This is a genomic window from Allosphingosinicella sp., from assembly GCF_036402135.1.
Lineage (GTDB): Bacteria > Pseudomonadota > Alphaproteobacteria > Sphingomonadales > Sphingomonadaceae > Allosphingosinicella.
On sequence record NZ_DASWTN010000036.1, the window covers coordinates 1 to 21,581 of the forward strand.

At 65.4% G+C, this 21,581-nt stretch carries 26 protein-coding genes; 11 read left to right on the plus strand and 15 right to left on the minus strand.

All coding sequences use genetic code 11. From position 1 onward, the window contains the following. The 5 genes from VGD10_RS10535 to VGD10_RS10555 all read right to left on the minus strand — a co-directional run. Window positions 1–471: HAS-barrel domain-containing protein (locus tag VGD10_RS10535; RefSeq protein WP_331040776.1), on the minus strand; the 471-nt coding region annotated here is incomplete at its 3' end. 2 nt (window positions 472–473) lie between these two features. Next, the gene (locus VGD10_RS10540; protein ID WP_331040777.1) at window positions 474–1,028 is read right to left on the minus strand and encodes a F0F1 ATP synthase subunit delta; all 555 of its coding nucleotides are present in this window, start codon (window positions 1,026–1,028) and stop codon (window positions 474–476) included. A 158-nt stretch (window positions 1,029–1,186) separates the two neighbouring features. After that, on the minus strand, window positions 1,187–1,849 hold the full coding sequence (locus VGD10_RS10545; protein ID WP_331040778.1) for a hypothetical protein: 663 nt from the start codon (window positions 1,847–1,849) through the stop codon (window positions 1,187–1,189). A gap of 36 nt (window positions 1,850–1,885) precedes the next feature. Then, complete coding sequence (locus VGD10_RS10550) at window positions 1,886–2,416, minus strand: hypothetical protein (protein WP_331040779.1); 531 nt, start codon at window positions 2,414–2,416, stop codon at window positions 1,886–1,888. 48 nt (window positions 2,417–2,464) lie between these two features. After that, a complete protein-coding gene (locus VGD10_RS10555; RefSeq protein WP_331040780.1) occupies window positions 2,465–2,878 on the minus strand; it encodes a hypothetical protein in 414 nt (137 codons plus the stop codon). 171 nt (window positions 2,879–3,049) lie between these two features. On the opposite strand from VGD10_RS10555, the gene ada reads away from it, so the two are divergent. Further along, a complete protein-coding gene (gene ada / locus VGD10_RS10560; RefSeq protein ID WP_331040781.1) occupies window positions 3,050–4,114 on the plus strand; it encodes a bifunctional DNA-binding transcriptional regulator/O6-methylguanine-DNA methyltransferase Ada in 1,065 nt (354 codons plus the stop codon). Window positions 4,115–4,171: 57 nt separating this feature from the next. Beyond that, on the plus strand, window positions 4,172–4,612 hold the full coding sequence (locus VGD10_RS10565; protein ID WP_331040782.1) for a DUF2171 domain-containing protein: 441 nt from the start codon (window positions 4,172–4,174) through the stop codon (window positions 4,610–4,612). On the opposite strand, the gene VGD10_RS10570 is transcribed toward VGD10_RS10565, so the two are convergent. After that, on the minus strand, window positions 4,609–6,774 hold the full coding sequence (locus VGD10_RS10570) for a primosomal protein N' (RefSeq protein ID WP_331040783.1): 2,166 nt from the start codon (window positions 6,772–6,774) through the stop codon (window positions 4,609–4,611). The genes VGD10_RS10565 and VGD10_RS10570 overlap by 4 nt on opposite strands. Before the next feature lie 64 nt (window positions 6,775–6,838). On the opposite strand from VGD10_RS10570, the gene VGD10_RS10575 reads away from it, so the two are divergent. Further along, window positions 6,839–7,138, plus strand: coding sequence for a hypothetical protein (locus tag VGD10_RS10575; RefSeq protein WP_331040784.1), 300 nt, complete (start codon window positions 6,839–6,841; stop codon window positions 7,136–7,138). A 3-nt stretch (window positions 7,139–7,141) separates the two neighbouring features. On the opposite strand, the gene VGD10_RS10580 is transcribed toward VGD10_RS10575, so the two are convergent. Further along, window positions 7,142–8,641, minus strand: coding sequence for a M20/M25/M40 family metallo-hydrolase (locus VGD10_RS10580; protein WP_331040785.1), 1,500 nt, complete (start codon window positions 8,639–8,641; stop codon window positions 7,142–7,144). A 71-nt stretch (window positions 8,642–8,712) separates the two neighbouring features. Here VGD10_RS10580 and fsa point away from each other — a divergent pair, with 71 nt between their 5' ends. The 5 genes from fsa to VGD10_RS10605 are packed head-to-tail and all read left to right on the plus strand — an operon-like array spanning window position 8,713 to window position 11,957. Next, complete coding sequence (gene fsa / locus VGD10_RS10585) at window positions 8,713–9,366, plus strand: fructose-6-phosphate aldolase (protein ID WP_331040786.1); 654 nt, start codon at window positions 8,713–8,715, stop codon at window positions 9,364–9,366. 13 nt (window positions 9,367–9,379) lie between these two features. Next, on the plus strand, window positions 9,380–9,805 hold the full coding sequence (locus VGD10_RS10590) for a hypothetical protein (protein ID WP_331040787.1): 426 nt from the start codon (window positions 9,380–9,382) through the stop codon (window positions 9,803–9,805). Between the two features lie 53 nt (window positions 9,806–9,858). Next, a complete protein-coding gene (locus tag VGD10_RS10595) occupies window positions 9,859–10,419 on the plus strand; it encodes a DUF484 family protein (protein WP_331040788.1) in 561 nt (186 codons plus the stop codon). After that, on the plus strand, window positions 10,404–11,327 hold the full coding sequence (locus tag VGD10_RS10600) for a tyrosine recombinase XerC (RefSeq protein ID WP_331040789.1): 924 nt from the start codon (window positions 10,404–10,406) through the stop codon (window positions 11,325–11,327). Before VGD10_RS10595 ends, VGD10_RS10600 begins: the two co-directional genes overlap by 16 nt. Window positions 11,328–11,336: 9 nt before the next feature. Next, window positions 11,337–11,957, plus strand: coding sequence for a LysE family translocator (locus tag VGD10_RS10605; RefSeq protein ID WP_331040790.1), 621 nt, complete (start codon window positions 11,337–11,339; stop codon window positions 11,955–11,957). On the opposite strand, the gene VGD10_RS10610 is transcribed toward VGD10_RS10605, so the two are convergent. From VGD10_RS10610 to VGD10_RS10620, 3 genes are read right to left on the minus strand one after another with little or no spacing between them, the layout of a single operon-like run. Next, window positions 11,958–12,566, minus strand: coding sequence for a DedA family protein (locus tag VGD10_RS10610; RefSeq protein WP_331040791.1), 609 nt, complete (start codon window positions 12,564–12,566; stop codon window positions 11,958–11,960). A 4-nt stretch (window positions 12,567–12,570) separates the two neighbouring features. Next, complete coding sequence (gshB, locus tag VGD10_RS10615; protein ID WP_331040792.1) at window positions 12,571–13,518, minus strand: glutathione synthase; 948 nt, start codon at window positions 13,516–13,518, stop codon at window positions 12,571–12,573. A 32-nt stretch (window positions 13,519–13,550) separates the two neighbouring features. Continuing rightward, window positions 13,551–14,474, minus strand: coding sequence for a LysR family transcriptional regulator (locus VGD10_RS10620; protein ID WP_331040793.1), 924 nt, complete (start codon window positions 14,472–14,474; stop codon window positions 13,551–13,553). 110 nt (window positions 14,475–14,584) lie between these two features. On the opposite strand from VGD10_RS10620, the gene VGD10_RS10625 reads away from it, so the two are divergent. From VGD10_RS10625 to VGD10_RS10635, 3 genes are all read left to right on the plus strand, one after another. Beyond that, on the plus strand, window positions 14,585–15,757 hold the full coding sequence (locus VGD10_RS10625; RefSeq protein WP_331040794.1) for an HlyD family secretion protein: 1,173 nt from the start codon (window positions 14,585–14,587) through the stop codon (window positions 15,755–15,757). A gap of 4 nt (window positions 15,758–15,761) precedes the next feature. Further along, window positions 15,762–17,309, plus strand: a complete 1,548-nt coding sequence (locus VGD10_RS10630) for a DHA2 family efflux MFS transporter permease subunit (protein ID WP_331040795.1) — start codon at window positions 15,762–15,764, stop codon at window positions 17,307–17,309. 145 nt (window positions 17,310–17,454) lie between these two features. Next, window positions 17,455–17,769, plus strand: coding sequence for a glycine zipper 2TM domain-containing protein (locus VGD10_RS10635; protein WP_331040796.1), 315 nt, complete (start codon window positions 17,455–17,457; stop codon window positions 17,767–17,769). A gap of 62 nt (window positions 17,770–17,831) precedes the next feature. Here the strand turns inward: VGD10_RS10635 and VGD10_RS10640 are convergent, their stop codons facing one another. Genes VGD10_RS10640 through rph form a run of 5 tightly spaced genes read right to left on the minus strand, consistent with a single transcriptional unit; the run spans window position 17,832 to window position 21,566 of the window. Continuing rightward, window positions 17,832–18,182: a YraN family protein gene (locus tag VGD10_RS10640; RefSeq protein WP_331040797.1), complete on the minus strand. Its 351-nt coding sequence runs from the start codon at window positions 18,180–18,182 to the stop codon at window positions 17,832–17,834. Next, window positions 18,179–19,009, minus strand: a complete 831-nt coding sequence (gene rsmI, locus VGD10_RS10645) for a 16S rRNA (cytidine(1402)-2'-O)-methyltransferase (RefSeq protein ID WP_331040798.1) — start codon at window positions 19,007–19,009, stop codon at window positions 18,179–18,181. The genes VGD10_RS10640 and rsmI overlap by 4 nt, the downstream gene beginning before the upstream one ends. A 36-nt stretch (window positions 19,010–19,045) precedes the next feature. After that, window positions 19,046–20,197, minus strand: coding sequence for a radical SAM family heme chaperone HemW (gene hemW / locus VGD10_RS10650; protein ID WP_331040799.1), 1,152 nt, complete (start codon window positions 20,195–20,197; stop codon window positions 19,046–19,048). Next, window positions 20,194–20,853 carry an RdgB/HAM1 family non-canonical purine NTP pyrophosphatase gene (gene rdgB / locus VGD10_RS10655; RefSeq protein WP_331040800.1) on the minus strand — a complete coding sequence of 220 codons (660 nt, stop codon included), beginning with the start codon at window positions 20,851–20,853 and terminating at the stop codon, window positions 20,194–20,196. The genes hemW and rdgB overlap by 4 nt, the downstream gene beginning before the upstream one ends. Then, window positions 20,850–21,566 (minus strand): ribonuclease PH, encoded by a 717-nt coding sequence (gene rph / locus VGD10_RS10660; RefSeq protein WP_331040801.1) that lies wholly within the window; start codon window positions 21,564–21,566, stop codon window positions 20,850–20,852. Before rph ends, rdgB begins: the two co-directional genes overlap by 4 nt. Window positions 21,567–21,581: the final 15 nt, after the last annotated feature.

Below are 21,581 nucleotides of genomic sequence, written 5' to 3' on the forward strand. Positions count from 1 at the left end.
AATCAGCGAATCGATGGCCTTGAGGCCGGTCTGCATCGGCTCGTTCACCGACTTGCGCGGGATAATGCCCGGCGCCTTCACTTCGACGCGGCGGCGCTCGGCGGCTTCGATCGGGCCCTTGCCGTCGATCGGGTTGCCAAGGCCGTCGACCACACGGCCGAGCAGGCCCTTGCCGACCGGAACGTCGACGATCGTGCCGGTCCGCTTGACGGTGTCGCCTTCACGGATCTCGGAGTCGGAGCCGAACACCACGACGCCGACATTGTCGGCTTCGAGGTTCAGGGCCATGCCCTTGATGCCGTTGGTGAACTCGACCATCTCGCCCGCCTGGACGTTGTCCAGGCCATGGATGCGGGCGATGCCGTCGCCGACCGACAGCACGGTGCCGACTTCCGAAACCTGGGCTTCGGTGCCGAAATTGGCGATCTGGTCGCGAATGACCTTCGAGATTTCTGCGGCGCGGATATCCATGTTCAGCCTTTCATCGCCTGGGCGAGGGAGTTCAGTTTGGTGCGGATGGAGCCGTCGATCATCTGCGAGCCGACCTTCACGACGAGCCCGCCCAAGATGGTGGGATCGACGCTGAGGTCAACCGAGACGTCGCGGCCGATGCGGTTCTTGAGGTTGGTTCTGAGGGCCGCGACCTGATCGTCGGTCAGCGGGTGGGCGGAGGTAACCTCCGCCGTCGTCTCGCCGCGATGGTGGGCGGCGAGCATGTTGAAGGCGCGGATGATCTGGGGAAGCTGCGACAGGCGGCGGTTCTGCGCCACCACGCCGAGGAAATTGGTGGTAATGGGATCGAGCTTCATCGCGCCGGCGGCGGCGGAAACGGCCTTCACTGCCGCGTCGCGGCCGATCAGCGGGCTGGTCGTCAGCTCGCGGAGATCGTCCGAATCGCGCAGCGCCTCGCGGAGCGCCGCAAGGCTGGTGCCGACCGCCTCAATCTGCTTTTCGTCACGGGCCAGTTCGAACAGGGCGGTTGCGTAGCGTCCTGCCAAACTTGCCTGAATGCCGCCGGAAATCTCCACGCGCGCCTAAACTCCCAGATCGGATGCATGCCCATATGAAAAGGGGGCTGCGTGGGACATGTCCCTGCGCCCCCTCGGATGGGTCGCGCGGGCCCTAGCAGGGGCTTTGCTGCGATGCAAGGCAGTGCCTCGTCGCAACCTCAAGGCGAAACGAAGTATTACGGAGCTGGCACCGTGCGACGCTCTTTCGGCATCGAATCCAGATACGCCTTCCGCTGCTCGGCGCGGTCACGCAGGTCATAGTCGTACGCCATGCGCTGTCGTTCCGGCAGCTTTGATTCCAGGATACGCTCGGCCTCCGCGAGGATCTTGGCCTCTTCGTTCCAGCGGTAGGTCACCCGGCAGGAGTCCGTTTGCGGTGTGGGCGGACATTCACCGCCATGCTGCATCGTGACCAACTCCCGTTCGCCTGGCGTGAAGCCGTACATCTGCTGTTCCAGGAGCATATTCGCCCCCCCATAATCGCGGGTCCAAAATTGCATCACCCCGCCGGGACTGCCGGAGAAGTTATTCTGACCCGCTCCGCAATTCATCTTGTTCAGGGACACCGCAAGTTCGGGATTTCCGCCGCCTGTCAGTTCGACGGTTTTGATGGCCGTGTCAGGGAGGTCTATCGTACCGCATTGCAGGCCGTGGCGGGCGCGGAGATTTTCCAGAACCGCCGTCTTCAGTTCAGTCTCAGAGACCGAACGGGATGAGGGAGCTGCTGCCGCCGCAGCCGCATTGTCTGCCTTGTTCGGGGCGGATCGGTCGCTCTCGCTGCCGCAGGCCGCCAATAATAAAAGGCCACTGAGGACGGCGCCCGTTTTCGACTTGCTCATTTGCTGTCTGTCCTTTCCTGCCGCATGCCGAGATGGTCAGGCACCACAACTCCAGCGTGCCTGCATCTCGCGCACCTTACCCGGCTCGCGTATCGTGACTGCGGCGTCCCGCGTCATCTCTTCGTCGCCGGTTTTCGTGCCGTGGGACTCCAGCGGCCGTACTTCGATCGAGAAATCCTCGCGGCTGAAAGTGCCGCCTTCGTAAAGCTCGTTGCCCTTGAAGGCGAGGTGGATCAGCTTGTTCGCCGGGCGCGCAATGGCGTCGCCCTGAACCGCCACCAGTAGCTCGTCCCTGTCAGCCCTGAGGCTGCATCCGGCGCCAGACTCCAGTTCGCTCTCGATGTCCGCACGGCTCAACGCGCCTAGAGCGGCGGCTTCCCCTCCGCTTGCGTCTGCCGACTTGCCGGCAGCCGGCGGCTGCTGGCTATTGACTGGTGCGGATGGGGCCGGCGCAGAAGCTTCGGAAGCGGGCGTAGCCGCGTTCCCGTTACTTCCTTCGTCACTCGCCTGCTCGACCGAACAGGCGGTCAGCGCGGTCGCGGCCAGTGCGGCGAAGATGATCCTCATATGTTGTTCCTTTTTGAGTAAGGAGAGCGTCGGCAGTGCCGAGCGGCGTCAATATGCCCAGGTGACGTTTGCCCGGCCGATCACGCGCCCGCGGCATTCGATCACGACGCGGCGGAGGCCGCGCTGAGCGGGCGCTTCGGCGCGAAGATCGACATTGCTGATGACCTCAGCAGCCGCACCTCTCGGCGGCGTGACGCGAAGCACCAGCCGCTGAGTCGCGCCTGCCCGGACGCCGCGGATGAGGCGCAGCCTGTATCCGGCGGTAGGAACCTGCGCGCTGCCGGTGACGATCAGGGTCGGCCGGGAGCGGGGCCCGGGCATCGCATTGACGAAAGCCTGCCAATTCGAATTGAGGATTGGGCAGGCGCTTTGCGCGTGCGCCGTTCCACCGGAGATGGAGAGCGGCATGGTGACAGCAATCATGCCAGCCATCGGCAGCATTGCCGCGATCAACTTTTTCATGAATGTCCCTCCTACTGAACAGGAAGCGCCGCGCTCTAGCGAAACGGCGCCTCGTATCACCAATGCAACAAACGTCCTCCAAGTTCCCGTACTTGCGCGGGTAGGAGCGGCGTCCGGTTTGGCAGCAAGGATCGGGATGCACGGGAGATGCCGTGGGTCTAAAGAGAGACGATGAAGACGGCTAAAGCTATGAATGAAGAAGCCGCCTGGGCGGCGGTCATGGCGCGCGACAGAGGCGCCGACGGGCGTTTCGTGACGGGCGTGCTCACGACCGGCATCTACTGCCGCCCCAGCTGCGCAGCACGCCATCCGAAGCGGGAGAATGTTCGTTTCTTCGCCGACGGAGCCGCTGCCCGCGCCGCGGGGCTTCGTCCTTGCCTGCGATGCAAGCCCGATGAAGTGACGCGGGAGGCGGAGGCGTTGGCGAAAGTGTACCGGCTGCTGGAGGCGGCGGAGGAACCGCCTTCACTGAACCATCTTGCCGACGCGGCCGGCTATTCGCCGCACCATTTCCACCGCCTGTTCAAGCGCGCGACCGGCGTCACTCCCGCCGAATATGCCCGCGGAAAGAGAGCCAGGAACATGACCGAGAGCCTTGAAGCCAGTGGCCGAGTGACCGACGCCATCTACGATGCCGGCTATTCCGGCCCCGGCCGCTTCTATGCGGACGCCAAGGCGCGGCTCGGCATGACGCCGTCCGCCTGGCGGGACGGCGGGCGGGGCGAGACGATCCGCTGGGCGGTGGCCGAGACGTTCTTGGGCAAGATGCTCGTGGCGGCAACCGAGAAGGGGATTTGCCGACTTTCGTTCGACGAGGATGAAGCGGAGCTGCGGCGCCGCTTTCCCAATGCGGCGATCGAGCCGGCCGGGCAGGACATGGCCGAACTTGTTCAGCGGACTGTGGACGCGGTGAACCGGCCGGAGCGGCCGCATGACCTGCCGCTCGACGTTCGCGGCACCGCGTTTCAGCAGGCGGTGTGGCGGGAACTAAGCCGGATCCCGCCGGGGGAGAGCCTTAGCTACGCGGCATTGGCGGCCAAGGCCGGAAATCCGAATGCCGTTCGGGCGGCGGGCACGGCTTGCGGCGCGAACCATATCGCCGTCCTCATCCCCTGCCACCGCGCCAGGCGCGGCGACAATACGCCAGGAGGCTATGCCTATGGCGTCGAGCGGAAGGCAAAGCTGCTCGAACGTGAAGGCGCTCCGCAGATGAGCCTTCCCGCCCGTTCAGGCTGAACCCGGAACAAATATCCTCCTGCTGACATTGCCGCCTCATTGAAGAGGAGGAGTGGAATGGTCGACGTTCGCAACGTCCGTCAGGGAATGCAGGTAATCGGGTCCGACGGCGGAATGGTCGGCGAGGTGGCGGGGCTTCATGGCGACCATATTCATGTGCGGCCGACGCCGCCCGTCGAGAGCGGTGTCGACCATGTGGTGCCGCGCGGCTGGGTGGTGCGGGTCGATCAGCATGTGCATCTCGACCGCGAGGCGGCGCTGGTGCGCGATACCTGGACGACGGGCGAGCCGGCACATGCGGCGGCTCCGGCCGCGGCGGCGCACCATACGGAGCGCAAACGGCCTGACAATTATCACGGCGTGGGGAAGAGCTGGATCGTCTGGCTGATCGGCATCATCTTCCTCGCCATCGTCATCATTCTCGGCGTCCGCGGGTGCGGCTATGCGGCGAGCGACAGCGATACGCGCCAGCCGAACGTGGACGCGCCGGACGCTTAGAGGAAGCTGTAGGGATCGACGTCAACGGCGACGCGCACGCTGCGAGGCCAATCGAGCTTGCCGAGCCAGTCGCGGATGACGTCCTGCACGTCTAGGCTCCGGGCGGCGTGGACGAGGAGGCGCTGGCGATGACGGCCGCGGAGCATGGCGAGCGGCGCCGGGGCGGGGCCGAACACGGCCATATTCTCGACCTTCGGCGCAGTGCGGCCGATCAGGCGCGCGGTTTCGGTCGCTTCGGCTAGATCTTCCGACGAGACGATGATGCCGGCGAGGCGGCCGAAAGGCGGCATCGCCGCCTCCCGCCGCGCGTCCGTCTCGGCGGCGTAGAAACCCTCGACATCGCCGCTGACGAGGGCGCTGATTACCGGCGCTGCGGGCTCGTGAGTCTGGACGAAGACGCGGCCGGGCTTTTCGCCGCGTCCGGCGCGGCCTGAAACCTGGCAGATCTGCTGGAAGCTGCGCTCGGCCGCGCGGAGGTCGCCGCCTGAGAGGCCGAGATCGGCGTCCACGACGCCCACCAGGGTGAGGTTCGGGAAGTGATAGCCCTTGGTGACGAGCTGGGTGCCAATGACGATGTCGATTTCGCCGGCATCCATGCGTCCGACGAATTCCGCCGCCTTGGCCGGCGACCAAATGGTGTCGGAGGTGACGATGGCGGTGCGCGCGTCTGGAAAGAGCGCACGCACTTCATCCGCGATACGTTCGACGCCCGGGCCGCAGGGGACGAGGCTGTCCTCGTCCTTGCATTCGGGACAGGCGCGCGGCGGCGGCATCATATGTCCGCAATGGTGGCAGGCGAGGCGGCTGACGAGCCGGTGCTCGACCATCCAGGCGGTGCAATTGGGGCATTGGAAGCGGTGGCCACAGGTGCGGCAAAGGGTGAGGGGGGCATAACCGCGGCGATTGAGGAACAGCAAAGTCTGCTCGCCCGCCTCCAGATTGGCTTCGATCTCCCGAACCAGAGTGGGCGCCAGCCAGCGGCCGCGCATCGGCGGATCCTGGATAAGGTCGATGGCCGCAATCTCCGGCATGTCCGCGCCGCCGAAGCGGGCGGGGAGCTTCACTTCCTTATAGACGCCGATCTCCGCCATTTGCCGCGTCTCGATGGCTGGAGTCGCGGAGGCGAGGATGACCGGCACCTCCTCCAGCTTCGCGCGCATCACTGCCACGTCGCGGGCATGATATTGGACGCCTTCCTCCTGCTTGAAACTTGTCTCGTGCGCCTCATCGACAACAATCAAGCCGAGACTGCGGTAGGGAAGGAAGAGGGCGGAGCGGGCGCCGACCACGACCTTTGCATCGCCCGTGGAGATGGCGCGCCAGGCGCGGCGGCGCTGCGACTGGCGAAGGCCGGAATGCCAGGCGACCGGCTCGCATCCGAAGCGGGCGGCGAAGCGCTTCAGGAAGGGCTCGGTAAGCGCGATTTCGGGGAGGAGGACGAGCGTCTGCTTCCCCTGCCGCAGCGCCTCGGCGATGGCCTCGAAATAGACTTCGGTCTTGCCGGAGCCGGTGACGCCGTCGAGCAGATAGGGCGAGAAGCCGCCGCTTCTCACGGCGGTCACGAATTCTGATGCGGCCTCCTGCTGAGCGGGCTCCAGCGCGGGCGCGGCATGATCCGGATCGGGGGGAGGGAAGGGCGCGTCGATGGTGACTTCTACGGCTTCGATCGCGCCTGCCTTGACGAGACCGCGGATAACGCCGTCCGATACGTCCGCGGCCAGCGCAAGCTCACGGATCAAGCCCTGGCGGCTCTCTATCCGCTCAAGCGCCTGCGCCCGCTGCGGCGTCAGGCGGTCGGGAACGAGACCCGTTGCGCGATATTCTGTGACGGTGCGGGCGCCGTCGAGCGCACTCGACGAAGGGAGTGCCATGCGAAGAACCGCGGCAATGGGCGAGAGATAATAATCCGCCGTCCAGTCGATGAGGCGGCGAAGCGGCTCGGCGAGCGGCGGCACGTCGTAGACGTGGAGAAGCGGCCGCAGGCGATTGTCGCCCACCTCCTCCGTCTCAAGCCGCTCCGGCTCCCAGACGACGCCAACCTCCTGGCGCGGCCCGAGCGGCGCGACGACGATGGAGCCGGGCGGCACGTCCGCATCCCTCGGCGCGCGATAATCGAGCGGACCCAGGGCTGCATTGAGAAGAAGGACGCGGACGCGGTTCATAAGGCCTCGCCCATATCGCCACTCCGGTCTATTTCGGAAAGGGTCAGGTGAAGGAGGGTGAATAATGATCGCGCGGAGGTGGCATGGCCGGGTGCCGGCCGACAAAGCGGAGGAATATATTCGACTGACGAAGGAGGTGGGTCTTGCCGACTACCGCCGGACGGAGGGAAATCTCGGCGCATGGTGCCTCCACCGGCGCGAGGGCGATATCGTCCATATCGAGACCTTCACCTTTTGGACCGACATGGATGCGGTCCGCCGCTTCGCCGGCGACGAAGTGGAAGTCGCCAAATATTACGACTTCGATCGCGACTTCCTTATCGAGAAGGAGCCGACGGTGCTTCACTTCGACGTGGCCGAGTAATCTTTAGGGCATCGCTAGCACGGCAGCGATGGAGTCTATGCCGTCCCACAAGCTTTGCAGACGGATATTCTCATCCTCGCCATGCTGATTGTTGTCGTGGTTCCAAAGACCAAGGACGATAGTGGGCGCACCAAGCTCCTCCCGGATGAGGTAGAGCGGGAGGCTGCCGCCGAGGCTCGGCTGAACGACGAGCTTGCCGTTCCTCCGAAGCACCTCCGATAGGTCCCGGACCAGGGGATGCTCAAGCCTCGTGCGTTCCGCCGGATAGCCTGGTTCGCTCGTGAATTTTGCGATCTTCGGGAACCGAAGCCGCTCTTCCATCGTCGGCTCTCGGTCCAGAACCTCATATCCCTGAGCCCGGATATGCTGCCGGACCTTCTCTACCTGACGATCCGGCCGGTTGCCGAGCACGAGCCTAAGGTCGAGCGCGGCCGTCGCGGTGGTCGGAACGACGTTGCGCGAATTCTCGCCCACGTCCGCACTTCTGATGCCATTGATGTTGAGGGAAGGGAGCTGAATGGCCTCGGTCAGGCTCGCGCCTCCGCCCTCGACCCAGCCAAGCCCAAGCTCCCGCTTCAGTGCTTCGTCGGGCGCGGGAATGGCGGCGATGGCGGCGCGCTCTGCATCCGACAGCGGCACCACGTCGTCGTAGAAGCCCGCGATCGTCACCCGCCCCGTTTCATCCTTCATCGATGCGAGAAGCTCTGACAGCATCATGCCCGGGTTCGGCGCCCAATTGCCGTAATGGCCGCTATGGAGCGGGCGGACGGGTCCATAGACGGTGACCTCCGCATTAACGTCGCCGCGAACGCCGAGGACGAGCTGCTGCGGGCCTGTCTGATGGGCAGGGCCGTCGATGATCAGCCAGCCGTCCGAGGCCAGCACTGCCTTGTGGCGCCTGAGGAGCGCCTGGAGATTGGGCGACCCCGCTTCCTCCTCCCCTTCAAAGACGATCTTGAGATTGAAGCCCGGCCGCCTCTTCTCCGCCTTCAGTGCGTCGACAGCCGCAAGGATCGCCATGACGCCCGCTTTGTCGTCGGAAGCGCTACGGGCATAGACGCGGAAGTCGGAGCCGATCTCCCGTCCTGACGCCGGCGCCGAAACCGGTGCACCGCCCTGGTCGTGCCTGTTCGAAAGTAGGACGGGCTTAAAAGGGGGCGTCACCTTCCACTGCGCGGACGTCACCGGCTGCCCGTCATAATGGGCATAGAGGATGAGGGTGCGCTTCGCTCCCGGCACAGGCCATTCGCCGTAGATGAGCGGCGGCGCCTTGCCGTCCTCGCTCTCCAGAAGCCGCGGCGACAGCCCGCGCGCCTCCATCATCTTCCTGATATGGTCCGCGTTGCGGCGGATGTTCGGCAGATCCGACGCAACGTTGGGGATGGCGAGGAGCGCGAGATATTCGTCGAGGATCGAGGCCTTGTTGGCCTCAACCCAAGCCTCGGGTCTCGCAAAAGCGGGCGCACCCGCGAACAGCAGCAGGGCAATTATCAGGCGCAGCATAGTCCCCCCTCGATTGCGAACGTCCCCCCGGCAGGCTAAGCGGGGACCACGAACTTTCTCAAGGGTCTTTCATGAAATTCTTCGTCGACACTGCCGACATTGCCGACATCAAGGAGCTCGCCGAGACTGGCCTGCTCGACGGCGTCACGACCAATCCCTCGCTGATCCACAAGGCGGGGCGCGATTTCCTCGAGGTGGTGGCGGAGATATGCAAGGTGGTGCCGGGGCCGGTATCGGCGGAAGTAGTGGCGACCGACCATGACGAGATGATGCGCGAGGCGGAGATCGTTCGGAAGATTGCAGACAATGTCGCGGTGAAGGTGCCGCTCACCATCGACGGCCTCAAGACCTGCAGGAAGCTGACGAGCGATGGGACGATGGTGAACGTCACGCTTTGCTTCTCGGCCAATCAGGCTTTGCTTGCCGCGAAGGCGGGCGCGACGTTCGTTTCGCCCTTCGTCGGCCGGCATGATGATGTCGGGTACCCGGGGATGGAGCTGATCTCCGATATCCGCCTCATCTACGACAATTACGATTTCGGGACTGAGATCCTCGTCGCGAGCGTGCGGAGCCCGATCCACGTCCACGAGGCCGCCAAAATGGGCGCCGATGTGATGACCGCGCCGCCCGCCGTTATCCGCCAGCTCGTCAAGCATCCGCTCACGGACAACGGCCTGAAGGCGTTTCTCGCGGACTGGGAAAAGACTGGGCAGAAGATCGCCTAAGCGAGACTTCAACATGCTTTCGAAAGTGGATCTCTGGATCGGGAAGAATTTGTTCATCCCGCCGATCGTGCGCCTGTGCCAGGCGACAAAGCAGAGCCAGTTCGCGGTTTCGCGCCTGTTCTGGTTCATCGCCGCGTTGGACGGCTTCTACCGCGCGGAGAATTTGTTCTCCTCCGTTGTATTTGGCGTGATGAGCCTGGTTATGATGGTGACGGCCTCGCTTCGCGCCGATTTGCCGACGACGAGCATGTTCTGGTTCAGGATGCTCGCGCTGCTGTTCCTCATCATGGACGTGGTTACGGGCCTCACCATCGGCATCTGGGCGGGGGTGGAATTCTGGCTCTTCGTGCTCGCCGCCGAATATGCCGCCTCCATCCGAACCATCCCGCCACGGGCGGCGAAGAAGCGGTCCGTCAAGGCGGCGACGCAGGCGAACTGAAACGCGAACGAATTGATATCGCCTATTAACCATCTTCGGGTTAAGCTCCCGATATGGGTAGGGTAATCAGCTTCGAGGACCGGGCGCTGGCGAACCTTCGCGCGCGGGTCGCGGCGGCGGAGGAGGCCAATCAGGACCTCATCGCCTTTGCCCGCGGCCATTCGGGCGCGGTCGCCTCGATCCACGAGGCGGTGCTTGCCGCTGTCGAGGCCGAGGGCTTCGATCACCTGATCCATATCGTCACCCAGGAATGGCCGCAGATATTGGGGCTCGACGCGGTGGCGCTCGCTTTGTTCGTCGGCGAGACTGGGATGCGGGCAGATGCGTCGGGACTGCAGTTCGTCGAGCCGCGGGTGATCCAGCATTCCATCGCGGAGTTCGAAGGCGTGGTGCTGCGCGGGGTCGAGCGGGGGCATCCGCTGTTCGGGCCGGCCTGCGAGCTGATCCGCGCCGAGGCGCTCATTCGGCTTGAGAGCGCGCCGCCGCTGCCGACCGGCCTGCTCGCGCTCGGACAGCGGGCCGAGCAGGGCTTCGAAACGCGGCACGGCTCCGAGCTTCTGGTCTTCCTCGGACGGGTGCTGACGCGCTGCATGGGCAGATGGCTGATCCCTTGAGCGACCACCCGGCCCGCGCGCTGGCGCTCGGCTGGGAACATCATCTGACCCGCGACCGCCGCCGTTCGGAGCATACCGTCCGCGCTTATGTGGCGACCGCGCACAGGCTCATCGACTTTTTAGCAGAGCATCTAGGTGAGCGGGTGACGGCTGAGGCGCTGGCTTCGCTGCAGGCGACGGATCTCCGTGCTTTTCTCACCAGCCGCCGCGCGTCCGGGCTCGGCAACAGCTCGGCGGCTCGCGAGCTTTCGGCAGTGCGGGGGTTCCTCGGCTTCGTGGCACGGGAGCGGGGAAGCGAGGCGACGCTGCCGAAGGTTAAGGGGCCGAAGAAGGCGCGGAGCGTGCCGCGGCCGGTGTCGCCGGACGAGGCGGTGTCGCTTGCCGAGGAGGTTGCCGACGGCGCCAGCGAAGAATGGATCGCGGCGCGCGATTATGCGGTGCTGATGCTGCTTTACGGCTGCGGGCTGCGCGTAGCGGAGGCTTTGTCGTTGACGGGCGCCGTGCTGCCGCTGGGCGAGGCCATGATGGTGACAGGCAAGCGCAGCAAGACGCGAGTGGTGCCGCTGATCCGGCCGGTGGCGGAGGCGGTGGAGCGCTATGTGGCCCTCTGCCCCTATCCCGTTGCCAAGGATGAGCTGCTGTTTCGGGGCGCGCGGGGCGGGCCGCTGAAGGGCGAGATCGTGCGGCGGGCGGTGCGGAATGCCCGGCGCAACCTTGGCCTTGGCGAGCGGACGACGCCGCATGCGCTGCGGCACAGTTTTGCAACGCACCTGCTCGGGCGCGGCGCGGACCTCCGGTCGTTGCAGGAATTGCTAGGGCATGCGAGCCTAAGCTCGACGCAGATTTACACGGCGGTCGACGCCGCGCACCTTATGGATGTTTACCGGAACGCTCACCCGCGGGCTTGAGGACAGATTATGGACTTTTCGCTTTGGATCGCCTTTGTCGCCGCGTCGCTGCTGATGGCGGTGATCCCCGGGCCAGGCGTGGCCAGCATCGTCGGCTTTGCCTTGAGCTCGGGCCGGCGCACCGCTCTTGCTTCCGTCGCCGGAATGGCGGTCGGCAATGCGGTGGCGATGACGGTGTCGCTCGCGGGCGCGGGGGCGATCCTCGCCTCATCCGCTCTGGCTTTCACCATTCTGAAATGGATCGGCGCCGCCTATCTGATCGCCATAGGGCTCGTCGCCATCTGGAGCAGCCGCGGCGGCCCGTCCGAAGCGGTGCCACGGCGACCGATCGGACCGCGAGCGGCTTTCCTCACCAACGTTGCGGTCGGCACCTTCCACCCGAAGACAATCCTGTTCTTCGTCGCCTTCGCCGCCCAGTTCATTCGGCCCGACGCAGCCTATCTTCCGCAGGCCGCCATTCTGGTCGCCACCTTCACCGGCATCGCGGCGATCACCGATACGATTTACGCGCTGACGGCGGCGCGTGCCTCTGGACTGCTTCGGCGGGATGCGGCGCGGCGTTGGGCGCAGCGGGCCGGCGGCGGCGTGCTCGTGGCAGCCGGCGTCGCCACGGCAGCGCTGCGGAAATGATCAGCCTTTCGGGTGGCGCTTCCGCCAGGTGAGCTGGCGCCAGACATAGGTGAGGATGATGGCGGCGATGATCGCTGTCGAAAGCGGGCCGATCACACTGTTGATATTCTCGAACTGCTGGCCGAGCAGATAGCCGGCGATCGCAAGCGCGGAGCTCCAGCCGGCGGTGCCGATGGTCGACCAGATCAGAAAATTCTTGAGCCGCATGTGGAGCAGCCCGGCGGGAATCGAGATGACCGAACGGATGGTCGGAAGCATGCGGCCGAGGCCGACCAGCACCGGCCCGAAACGCCCGAACAGCCGCTCCGCTTTTTCGACGTCCGGCCAGTCAATGGTGAGCCAGCGGCCGTGGCGTTCGATGAACGGCCGGAAGCGATCGATGCCGATCACGCGGGCCACCAGATACCAGAAGAAGTTGCCGAACATGGCGCCTGCGGTGCCGCTGGCGATCACGCCCCAGAGCGTCATCGGCCCCTGTGCGGCAGCGACTCCGGCCAGCGGCATGATTACTTCGGAGGGGACCGGCGGGAACACGGTTTCCAGGAACATGAGGAAGCCGACGCCGAGATAGCCCGTCTTCTGGATGAGATCGATTACCCAGTCGGTCATTGGATCAGGCCAACTTCGCTTCGATGGCGTCCCAGATGAGGGCGGGCGTGTCGGTGCCGTTGAAGCGGTCGATGGCGACGATGCCGGTGGGCGAGGTGACGTTGATCTCCGTCAGCCATTCGCCGCCGATCACGTCGATGCCGACGAAGAGCAGGCCGCGCTTCTTAAGCTCCGGCCCGATGGTGGCGCAGATTTCGCGTTCGCGATCGGTAAGCTCAGCCTTGGCTGCCTTGCCTCCCACCGCGAGGTTCGAACGGATTTCGCCTTCGCCCGGCAGGCGGTTGACCGCGCCCGCGACTTCGCCGTCCACGAAGACGATGCGCTTGTCGCCATCCGCCACGGTGGGGAGGAAAGCCTGCACCATGTGCGGCTCGCGATAGGCGGTGTTGAACACTTCGATCAGCGAGGAGAGATTGGCGCCGTCGCGGCCGATCTTGAAGATCGCCTTGCCGCCATTGCCGTGAAGCGGCTTCACGACGATCTCGCCATGCTCCTCAAGGAATTTGCGGGCAGCGCTAACCGACCTCGTGACCATCGTCGGCGGCATGAAGCGCGCGAAGTCCAGCACCCAGACCTTCTCGGGCGCATTGCGGACGCTGGCGGGGTCGTTGACCACCAATGTCTCGTGCTGGATCCGCTCGAGGAGGTGGGTGGCGGTGATGTAGCCGAGATCGAAGGGCGGGTCCTGCCGCATCAGCACGACATCGATGTCGCGGCCGAGATCGAGGATCGTCCAGTCGCCGAACCGGTAATGATCCCCTTCCGCGCGCTGCACCGTCACCGGATGCGCGCCGGCATAGAGGCGGCCGCCTTCGTAGGTGAGGTCTTCCGGCTGATAATGGTAGAGCGTGTGGCCGCGCGCCTGCGCTCCCAGCATGATCGCGAAGGTGGAATCGCCCGCGATGTTGATCCTGTCCATGGGATCCATCTGGACGGCGACGCGCAGGCTCATTCGTGACTCCGATAAGGTGGAGGCCGCTTAAGCTAGTTCACCAGCCGGAGCAAAGCGGGATTGGCAAAAACGCGGCGCGCAAGTTCGCTGACGAAGTCGAGGAAGACGCTAATCTTGGGAGAAATGGCGGTGCGGCCTGCATAGAGAGCGTAGATAGCCGGCTGATCAAGCAGCTTGTATTTCGGAAGGACGTGGATGAGCTGGCCACCTTCCAGTAGTCCCGCGGCGATTATGGCGGAGACGGGAGCAATAGCGATGCCACGCTGGACCAATTCCATATTCATCAGTGGGTCGTTGCAGGCGAAGCGGCTCCAGATCGGCACGGGCACCCGCTCCTTGCCGCTGCTCATGTCCATCGGGCGCGGCTCGCTCGTCGGGTAGCCGATGATCCTGTGACCTCCCAAGTCGGAAGGAGAGGAGGGGAGGCCGTACGCCTCCACATAAGCGCGACTGGCTACGAGTATGGCGTTCACGTCAGTGATCTTGCGGGCGATGAGGCTTGAATCCTCAAGCCAGCCGATGCGGATCACCACGTCGAAATTGTCGGTGATGGGGTTGAGGGTGCGGTCGGTGAGCTGGAGTTGAACATCCACGTTCGGATAGCGGTCGAGAAATTCAGGCATGTTCTGTTTCAGGATGACATGCCCGATTGAATAGGGTGCCGCGACGCGGAGGCGGCCCGACGGCGTGCCCTGATAGGCGGCGATCTCGGCCTCGGCATTGTAGACTTCCTCGACCATCTTGCTGCAATGGGCGTGGAGGGCGCGGCCGATCTCGGTCAGGGTCACCTTGCGTGTGGTGCGTTCGACGAGGCGGGCCGAATAGGCAGCTTCAAGGCGGGCGACGGCGCGGCTGACGGTGGACTTCGGAAGGCCAAGCGCGCGGGCGGCACCGGACATGGAGCCGAGGTCGCCAACCTTGGCGAACACCGCCATTTCCTCGAGATGCCGCGTCATGTTCGGCTCCATTGTTCCATATGTGGAACGCTGTATCCCAGATTGGACGGCTACTGGAAGGCCGAAGCAACGACCATAGAGCTTTCTACAACAGAGACTGGAGGCTCATCGTGGCCGAACTTGCTTTGATTTCTCGCAACGACGAGCCGCAGGCGCGGAAGAAAGCGCCTGCCGGGGATGCGGGCATTGCCGCCGATGCGCCTCCCGCACCCGGTCGCAAGAAGAAGCGCATCCTCGGCATCCTTGGGGCGGCGCTGCTGCTCGGGGGCGCGGGCTTCGGCTATCAGTACACCACCGTCTGGGCGCATCAGGAGACGACCGACAATGCCTATGTGCGCGCCGACATCACGCCCGTCGCCGCCAAGGTCGAAGGCTATGTCGCCAAGCTGATGGTGACCGATAACCAGCGGGTCCAGGCTGGCGACGTGCTGATGATCATCGACGCCGCCGATTACGAGGCGAAGGTCGCCCGCGCCGAGGCCGACCTTGCCGCCGCGCGCGCCAATCTCCGCACGCTTGCCGCAGCACGCCAGTCGGCGTCGGCACAGGTCGGGGCGCAGGGCGGCGCGATCAACCAGGCCTCGGCGCAGCTTGCCGCCATGCGGGCGAGCGCGGCGCGTGCGCTAGCCGACGAAAGCCGCTTTGCCGAGCTTGCCCGGCGCGGCTGGACGACCAAGGCGCGGCTCGATCAGGTGCGGGCGGAAGCAAGGTCGGCGCAGGCGCAGGTCGCTGCCGCCGAAGCTGCCGTGACCGCGCAGCGCGGCCAGTCCGGCGCGCTTGTTGCCAACACCGCTGGCGCTGCCGCCAATATCGCCGCCGGCGAAGCGCAGGTGCAGGCGGCCGAAGCGGCGCTTCGGCAGGCCAAGATCGATCTGGAGCGGACGGTGATCCGCGCTCCCGTGTCGGGCGTGGTTGGCAACCGCGGCGTGCGCGAAGGGCAGCTCGTGAAGTCCGGTCAGCAATTGCTCGCCGTGGTGCCGGTCGAGCAGGCCTATGTCGTTGCCAACTTCAAGGAAACGCAGCTCGAAAAGATGCAGGTCGGGCAGCCGGTCGACATCGCGCTCGACGCCTATCCGGGGCTGACGGTCCGCGGACGCATCGAGAGCCTCGCGCCAGCATCCGGCGCGCAGTTCGCGCTGATCCCGACCGACAGCGCGACGGGCAATTTCACCAAGATCGTTCAGCGCGTGCCGGTGAAGATCGTGGTCGAGAAGGGCGCGCTCGGATCGCAGCTTCTCCGCCCGGGCCTTTCCGTCGAAGCGACGGTGAACACGAAGGACTGAGGCGGTGACCGACGCGCGCAACTATTCGTCCAGAGCGATCTGGGCGGGCTATCTCGCCATGATCGTCGGCAATTTCATGGCGATCCTGGACATCCAGATCGTTGCCTCGTCGCTCCGCGAGATCCAGGCTGGCGTTTCCGCGTCGGCGGACGAGATTGCGTGGGTTCAGACCAGCTATTTGATCGCGGAGGTCATCGCGATACCGCTGTCCGGCCTGCTCGGCCGGGCGCTGTCGATGAGGACTTTGTTCGTCATGTCGGCGGCAGGGTTCACGGTCATGAGCCTGCTCTGCGCGATGGCGTGGAACATCGAATCCCTCATTATCTTCCGGACGCTTCAGGGCTTCCTCGGCGGCGGGATGATCCCGACGACTATGGCGGCTTTGTTCATTCTGTTTCCCGAGGAGAAGCGCACGATCCCGATCGTTCTGGTCGGCATGGTGTCGACGCTTGCGCCCTCTATCGGTCCGAGCCTCGGCGGCTGGATCACGGACGGCATGGGTTGGGAGTGGCTGTTCCTGATCAACCTCGTCCCCGGCATTGCCGCGGCGGCTTTGGTCTGGCGGTTCAGCCCGCTTCGCGACACGGACTTCTCGCTGCTGAAGCGGATCGACGTTCAGGGCCTGATCGGCATGGCTCTGTTCCTCGGCAGCCTCGAATATGTGCTGCACGAAGGGCCGCTCCACGACTGGCTGCAGGACGACAGGGTCTTCACAATGGCGGGCGTGATGACGATCGGCGCTGCGGTCTTCTTCTGGCGCGCCTTCACCGCGGCTTCGCCCATCGTCGACCTCAAGGTCTTCCGCGACCGCAATTTCGTGATCGGGTCTTTGGTATCGGTGATTGCCGGCGTGGGGCTTTACGGCTCCGTCTATCTGCTGCCGCTCTTCCTGGGCAATGTGCGCGGCTACAGCTCCACCCAGATCGGCGAGGTGATGGTGGTGACGGGGCTTGCCATGTTCTTCACGGCGCCCGTCGTCGGCAGGCTTCAGGCGAAGGTCGATCTCCGCGTCCTGCTCGGCATCGGCCTTGCGCTTACCACCTGGGGCATGTGGGAGAATGCCAAGCTCACCGCCGATGCGAGCTTCTGGGAGTTCGCGCTGCCGCAGGCGCTTCGCGGATCGGGCCTGATGATGTGCATGATCCCGATGACGGGGCTTGCGCTCGGAACGCTGCCGCCGGAGCGGGTGCAGAATGCCTCGGCCTTGTTCAACCTCACCCGCAATTTGGGGGGAGCGCTCGGCCTCGCGATCATCAACACTCTTCTCGCGAGCAGCCAATCGCTGCACCGGCAGGAGCTGGCGACCTCGCTTTCGTCAGGCCATGCGGACGTTCAGGGCTGGCTCGACCAGACGGCGGCGACGATGGCCGCGCGAGGTGTGGCCGATCCCGCGACTGCGGCGCTCGCGCAGCTATCGGGCATGGTGGAGCGGGAGGCGCTTGTCATGTCCTTCAACAATGTCTTCCTGATGATGGCGATCGCCTTCGCGATCCTCCTTCCGCTCGTCTTCCTGACGCGGAAGGGCGCTGGCGCGGCTCCGGGCGGTCATTAATGTTCAAAGCCGTTTAGCTGAACAACTCCTGACAATTGGGTTCAGGCAGAAGCCACTGCTTCGGTGCCAGAAGGCTTCCAGACGGCAGCGGCCTGTTGCGTTCGAGTCGCCGCTGCCGCCGAGTAGATCGGAAGGAGTATTTTCCATGCGTAAGTTCACCCTCGCCATCGCGGCCGCAAGCATGACCGTTCCGGTCGCAGCAGTCGTTCCCACCACCGCAGCCGTCGCCCAGTCCTACGGGACCTATCACGGCAAGACCTGGCGCGGTGCCGATGGCCGCCTCTATTGCAAGCGCCCGAACGGCACGACCGGCCTGATCGTCGGCGGCGCTGCCGGCGTCCTTGCCGGCCGGGCGATCGACAGCCGCGGCGACCGCACCACCGGCACCATCCTGGGCGCTGCCATCGGCGCTTTGGTCGGCCGCCATGTGGAGCGCAATGTCGTGAGCAAGTGCCGCTAAGCACGAGTTTTACGATTTACGATTTGACGCCTCGGCTCCCGGTGAGCCGGGGCGTTTTTTCTTTAGCCGAGCCAGACGTTCGGCAGGTGGCGGGGGAGGCGGCCCGGCACGACGTAGACAGCGTCGATGCGGGTCACGTCATCGTCCTTGGCATGGAGGTGCAGCAGGGCCTCCGCGGCGGCGGCGACGCGGCGGAGGCGGTAGGCGTCGAGCGACTGCTCGGCTTCGGCCATGGTTGCGCGGGCCTTCACTTCGATGAAGGCAACGACCTTCCCCTTGCGGGCGATGAGGTCGACTTCGCCGACCGGCGTCCGCACGCGGCGGCCGAGGATGCGCCAGCCCTTCATCTGCAGCCAGAGCGCCGCCTTGGCTTCCGCACGCCTGCCGCCCTGTTCGGCTAGCTGCCGCTTCATTTGAGCTGCTGCGCCCGTTCGTAGACGTCGCGCTTGGGCAGGCCGAGCTTCTGCGCCACCTCGGCAGCGGCGCGGGAGGGGGAGAGGCGGCTCATTGCTTCCTTGAGGGCGGCGTCAACGTCCGCTTCTTCGGCGGGTGCGGCTTCGCCGGGTGGGCCGACGACGATAACGATCTCGCCCTTGGGCGGCACATCGGCATAGCGGGCGGCAAGCTCCTCAAGCGTGCCGGTTACGGTTTCTTCGAACTTCTTGCTGATCTCGCGCGCCACCGCGGCCTCGCGGTTGCCGAGGCCTTGGTGCAGCGCCTCCAGCGCCGCGCCGAGGCGCGGACCGCTTTCATAAAGGACCAAAGTCGCCTTCACCGCCGCGACTTCGGCGATCGCGGAGGCACGAGCGCCTGCCTTGGAGGGGAGAAAGCCGAGGAAGAGGAAGCGGTCGGTTGGGAGCCCCGCCAGCGTCAGCGCGGCGATGGCGGCGCAGGGGCCGGGCGCGGTGTGAATGGCGCGGCCGGCGGCTCGGGCGTCGCGGACGAGCTTGAAGCCGGGATCGGAAATGAGCGGCGTGCCGGCATCGGAGACCAAAGCCACTGCCTCGCTCGCCATACGCTCGATCAGGTGCGGGCGCACCTTGTCGGCATTGTGATCGTGATAGCGCGTCATCGATTTCCTGACGCCGATATGGGCGAGGAGCTTCGCGGTGACGCGGCTGTCCTCGACCGCGATCACGTCGGCTTCGGTGAGGATGCGAGCGGCGTGCGGCGTCAGATCGGACAAATTCCCGATTGGTGTCGCGACAATGTAGAGGCCGGGCGCCAGCGTCTCGCTCATGAGGCGGTCATGCAGGGGCTTTGCCGCCGGGGCAAGTCAGGCGGGGACGCTCACAAGCTCGGCAAGGATACGGTCGAGGAGGAGCATTCCTTCGCGCGTGACGCGGAGCCGGTCGCCTTCGCGGGTGAGCAGGCCTTGGGCGGAGAGGCGGGCGAGAGCGCGCTCGTCGATCAGATTCTCAGGCGCCGTTTCCGCTAAAGCCGCGATGCGGGTGAGATCGACGCCCTCATGGAGCCGCAGGCCCATCAGCAGCGCCTCGATGCCCTTGTCGCCAGGGTCGATGCGGGTTTCTTCAACGATGCCATGGCCGTTGCGGGCGAGGCCGGAGAGGAAGTTTTCAGGCTTCTTGTGGCGCTGGGTGACTGTCCCCGCTCGGCGGCCGTGGGCCCCAGGACCCACGCCGAGATAGGGCTGGTAGCGCCAGTAAGCGAGGTTGTGGCGGCTCTCTTCGCCCGGGCGGGCGTGGTTGGAGATTTCATAGGCGGGGAGCCCAACTGCTTCCGCCATGACCTGCGTCAGCTCGTACAGGGTGGCCGAATGATCGGGATCGGCAATTTCGAGGTCGCCCTTTGCAGCGAGCGCCGCGAAGCGCGTGCCCGGCTCGATGGTGAGCTGGTAAAGCGAGAGGTGGCCGGTGCCGAAGGAAAGGGCGCGGGAGAGTTCGGCCTGCCACGCGGCTTCGCTTTGGCCGGGAAGCGCGTAGATCAGGTCGAAGCTGACGCGGTCGAACACATTCTGCGCTGTTTCGAGAGCGGCCAGACCCTCAGTAACGTCGTGCGCGCGGCCTAGGAAGCGGAGCGCCTTGTCGTCGAGCGACTGGAGGCCGAGTGAGACGCGGTTCACACCGGCGGCGGCCAGATCGGCGAAGCGTGCGGCTTCAACGGAGGAAGGATTGGCTTCGAGCGTGATTTCGATGTCGGGTCCAAAGCCCCAATGGCGCTCCGCCGCCTCGATGATGGCGGCCACCGTCTGCGGCGGCATCAGCGAGGGCGTGCCGCCGCCGAAGAAGATGGAGCTTAGGCGGTCGCGCTGGACTTCAGCTTCATAGGCAAGGTCGGCAAGCAGCGCGTCCCGCCATTGCGCCTGATCCACGCTCTCGCGGACATGGCTGTTGAAGTCGCAATAGGGGCATTTGGAGACGCAGAACGGCCAGTGAACGTAGAGGGCCAGAGCCCCGTCAGAGGTCACGACAGGAGCGCCGCCACCAGCTTCCTGAAGGCGTCGGCGCGGTGGCTGATCGCGTATTTTTGCGACGGGTCCATTTCGCCGAACGTCTGGTAGTAGCCGGCGGGCTGGAACATGGGATCGTAGCCGAAGCCCTTGTCGCCGCGCGGCGGCCAGGCAAGGGTGCCGTCGACGCGGCCTTCGAACCATTCATTGTGGCCGTCGGGCCAGCAAACGGCGAGGGCGCAGACGAAATGCGCGTCGCGGCTCGCTTCCGGACCCTGCGCCAGAAGCTCGTCATGAACGCGGCTCATGGCGAGGGCGAAATCGCGTTCGCTCTCGACTTCGCCGGCGCCGGCTTCGGGAGGGACAGAGAAATTGTCGTAGTTCGGGATCGCCCAGCGCGCCGAATAGATGCCCGGGCGGCCGCCGAGCGCTTCCACGCAGAGGCCGCTGTCGTCGGAAATTGCGGGCATGCCGGAAAGGTCGGCGGCGAGCCGCGCCTTCAAATCCGCATTATCGACGAAGGTTGTGCCGGTTTCATCGGGCTCGGGCAGGTCGAGATCGAAGGCCGAGACCGGCTCGATCCCATAAGGGCCGAGCAGGTTCGCAATCTCGATCACCTTGCCGCGGTTATGGCTGGCAATGACCAGCTTGCCGGGCCCGAGCCGACGCGTCACCGGCCGGTCGCCCGGTCCTGCGCCGCGAAAATCTCGCCGCAGCCGATGCGGGCGAGGCGGAGCAGGCGGAGAAGGCCTTCCTCGTCATAGCATTCGCCCTCGGCCGTCACCTGCGCCTCCACGATATTACCATCGGACGTCAGCACGAAATTGCCGTCGCAGCCGGCGTTCGAATCCTCGATATAATCGAGGTCGAGCACGGCGGTTCCGTTGTGGATGCCGCAGGAGACGGCGGCGACCTTCTGCCGGATGGGGTCGGTCTCGATCAGCTTCTGCTCGATCAGCTTGTCGACGGCAATGCGGAGCGCCACCCAGGCGCCCGAGATGGAGGCCGTGCGGGTGCCGCCGTCGGCCTGGATTACGTCGCAGTCCAAAGTGATCTGCCGTTCGCCGAGCGCCTGCATGTCCGTGACGGCGCGGAGCGAGCGTCCGATGAGGCGCTGAATTTCCTGCGTGCGGCCTGACTGCTTCCCCTTGGCCGCTTCGCGGTTGCCGCGCGTGTGGGTGGCGCGGGGGAGCATGCCATATTCGGCGGTAACCCAGCCTTGGCCCTTGCCTCGGAGGAAGGGCGGAACGCGCTCTTCGACCGAAGCGGTGACGAGCACGCGCGTGTCGCCGAAGCTGACGAGGCAGCTCCCCTCGGCGTGGCGGGTGAAGCCCGGCTCCATGAGGATGGGACGCATCTGATCGGGGGTGCGGCCGGATGGGCGCATGAACTTTTCTCCTTG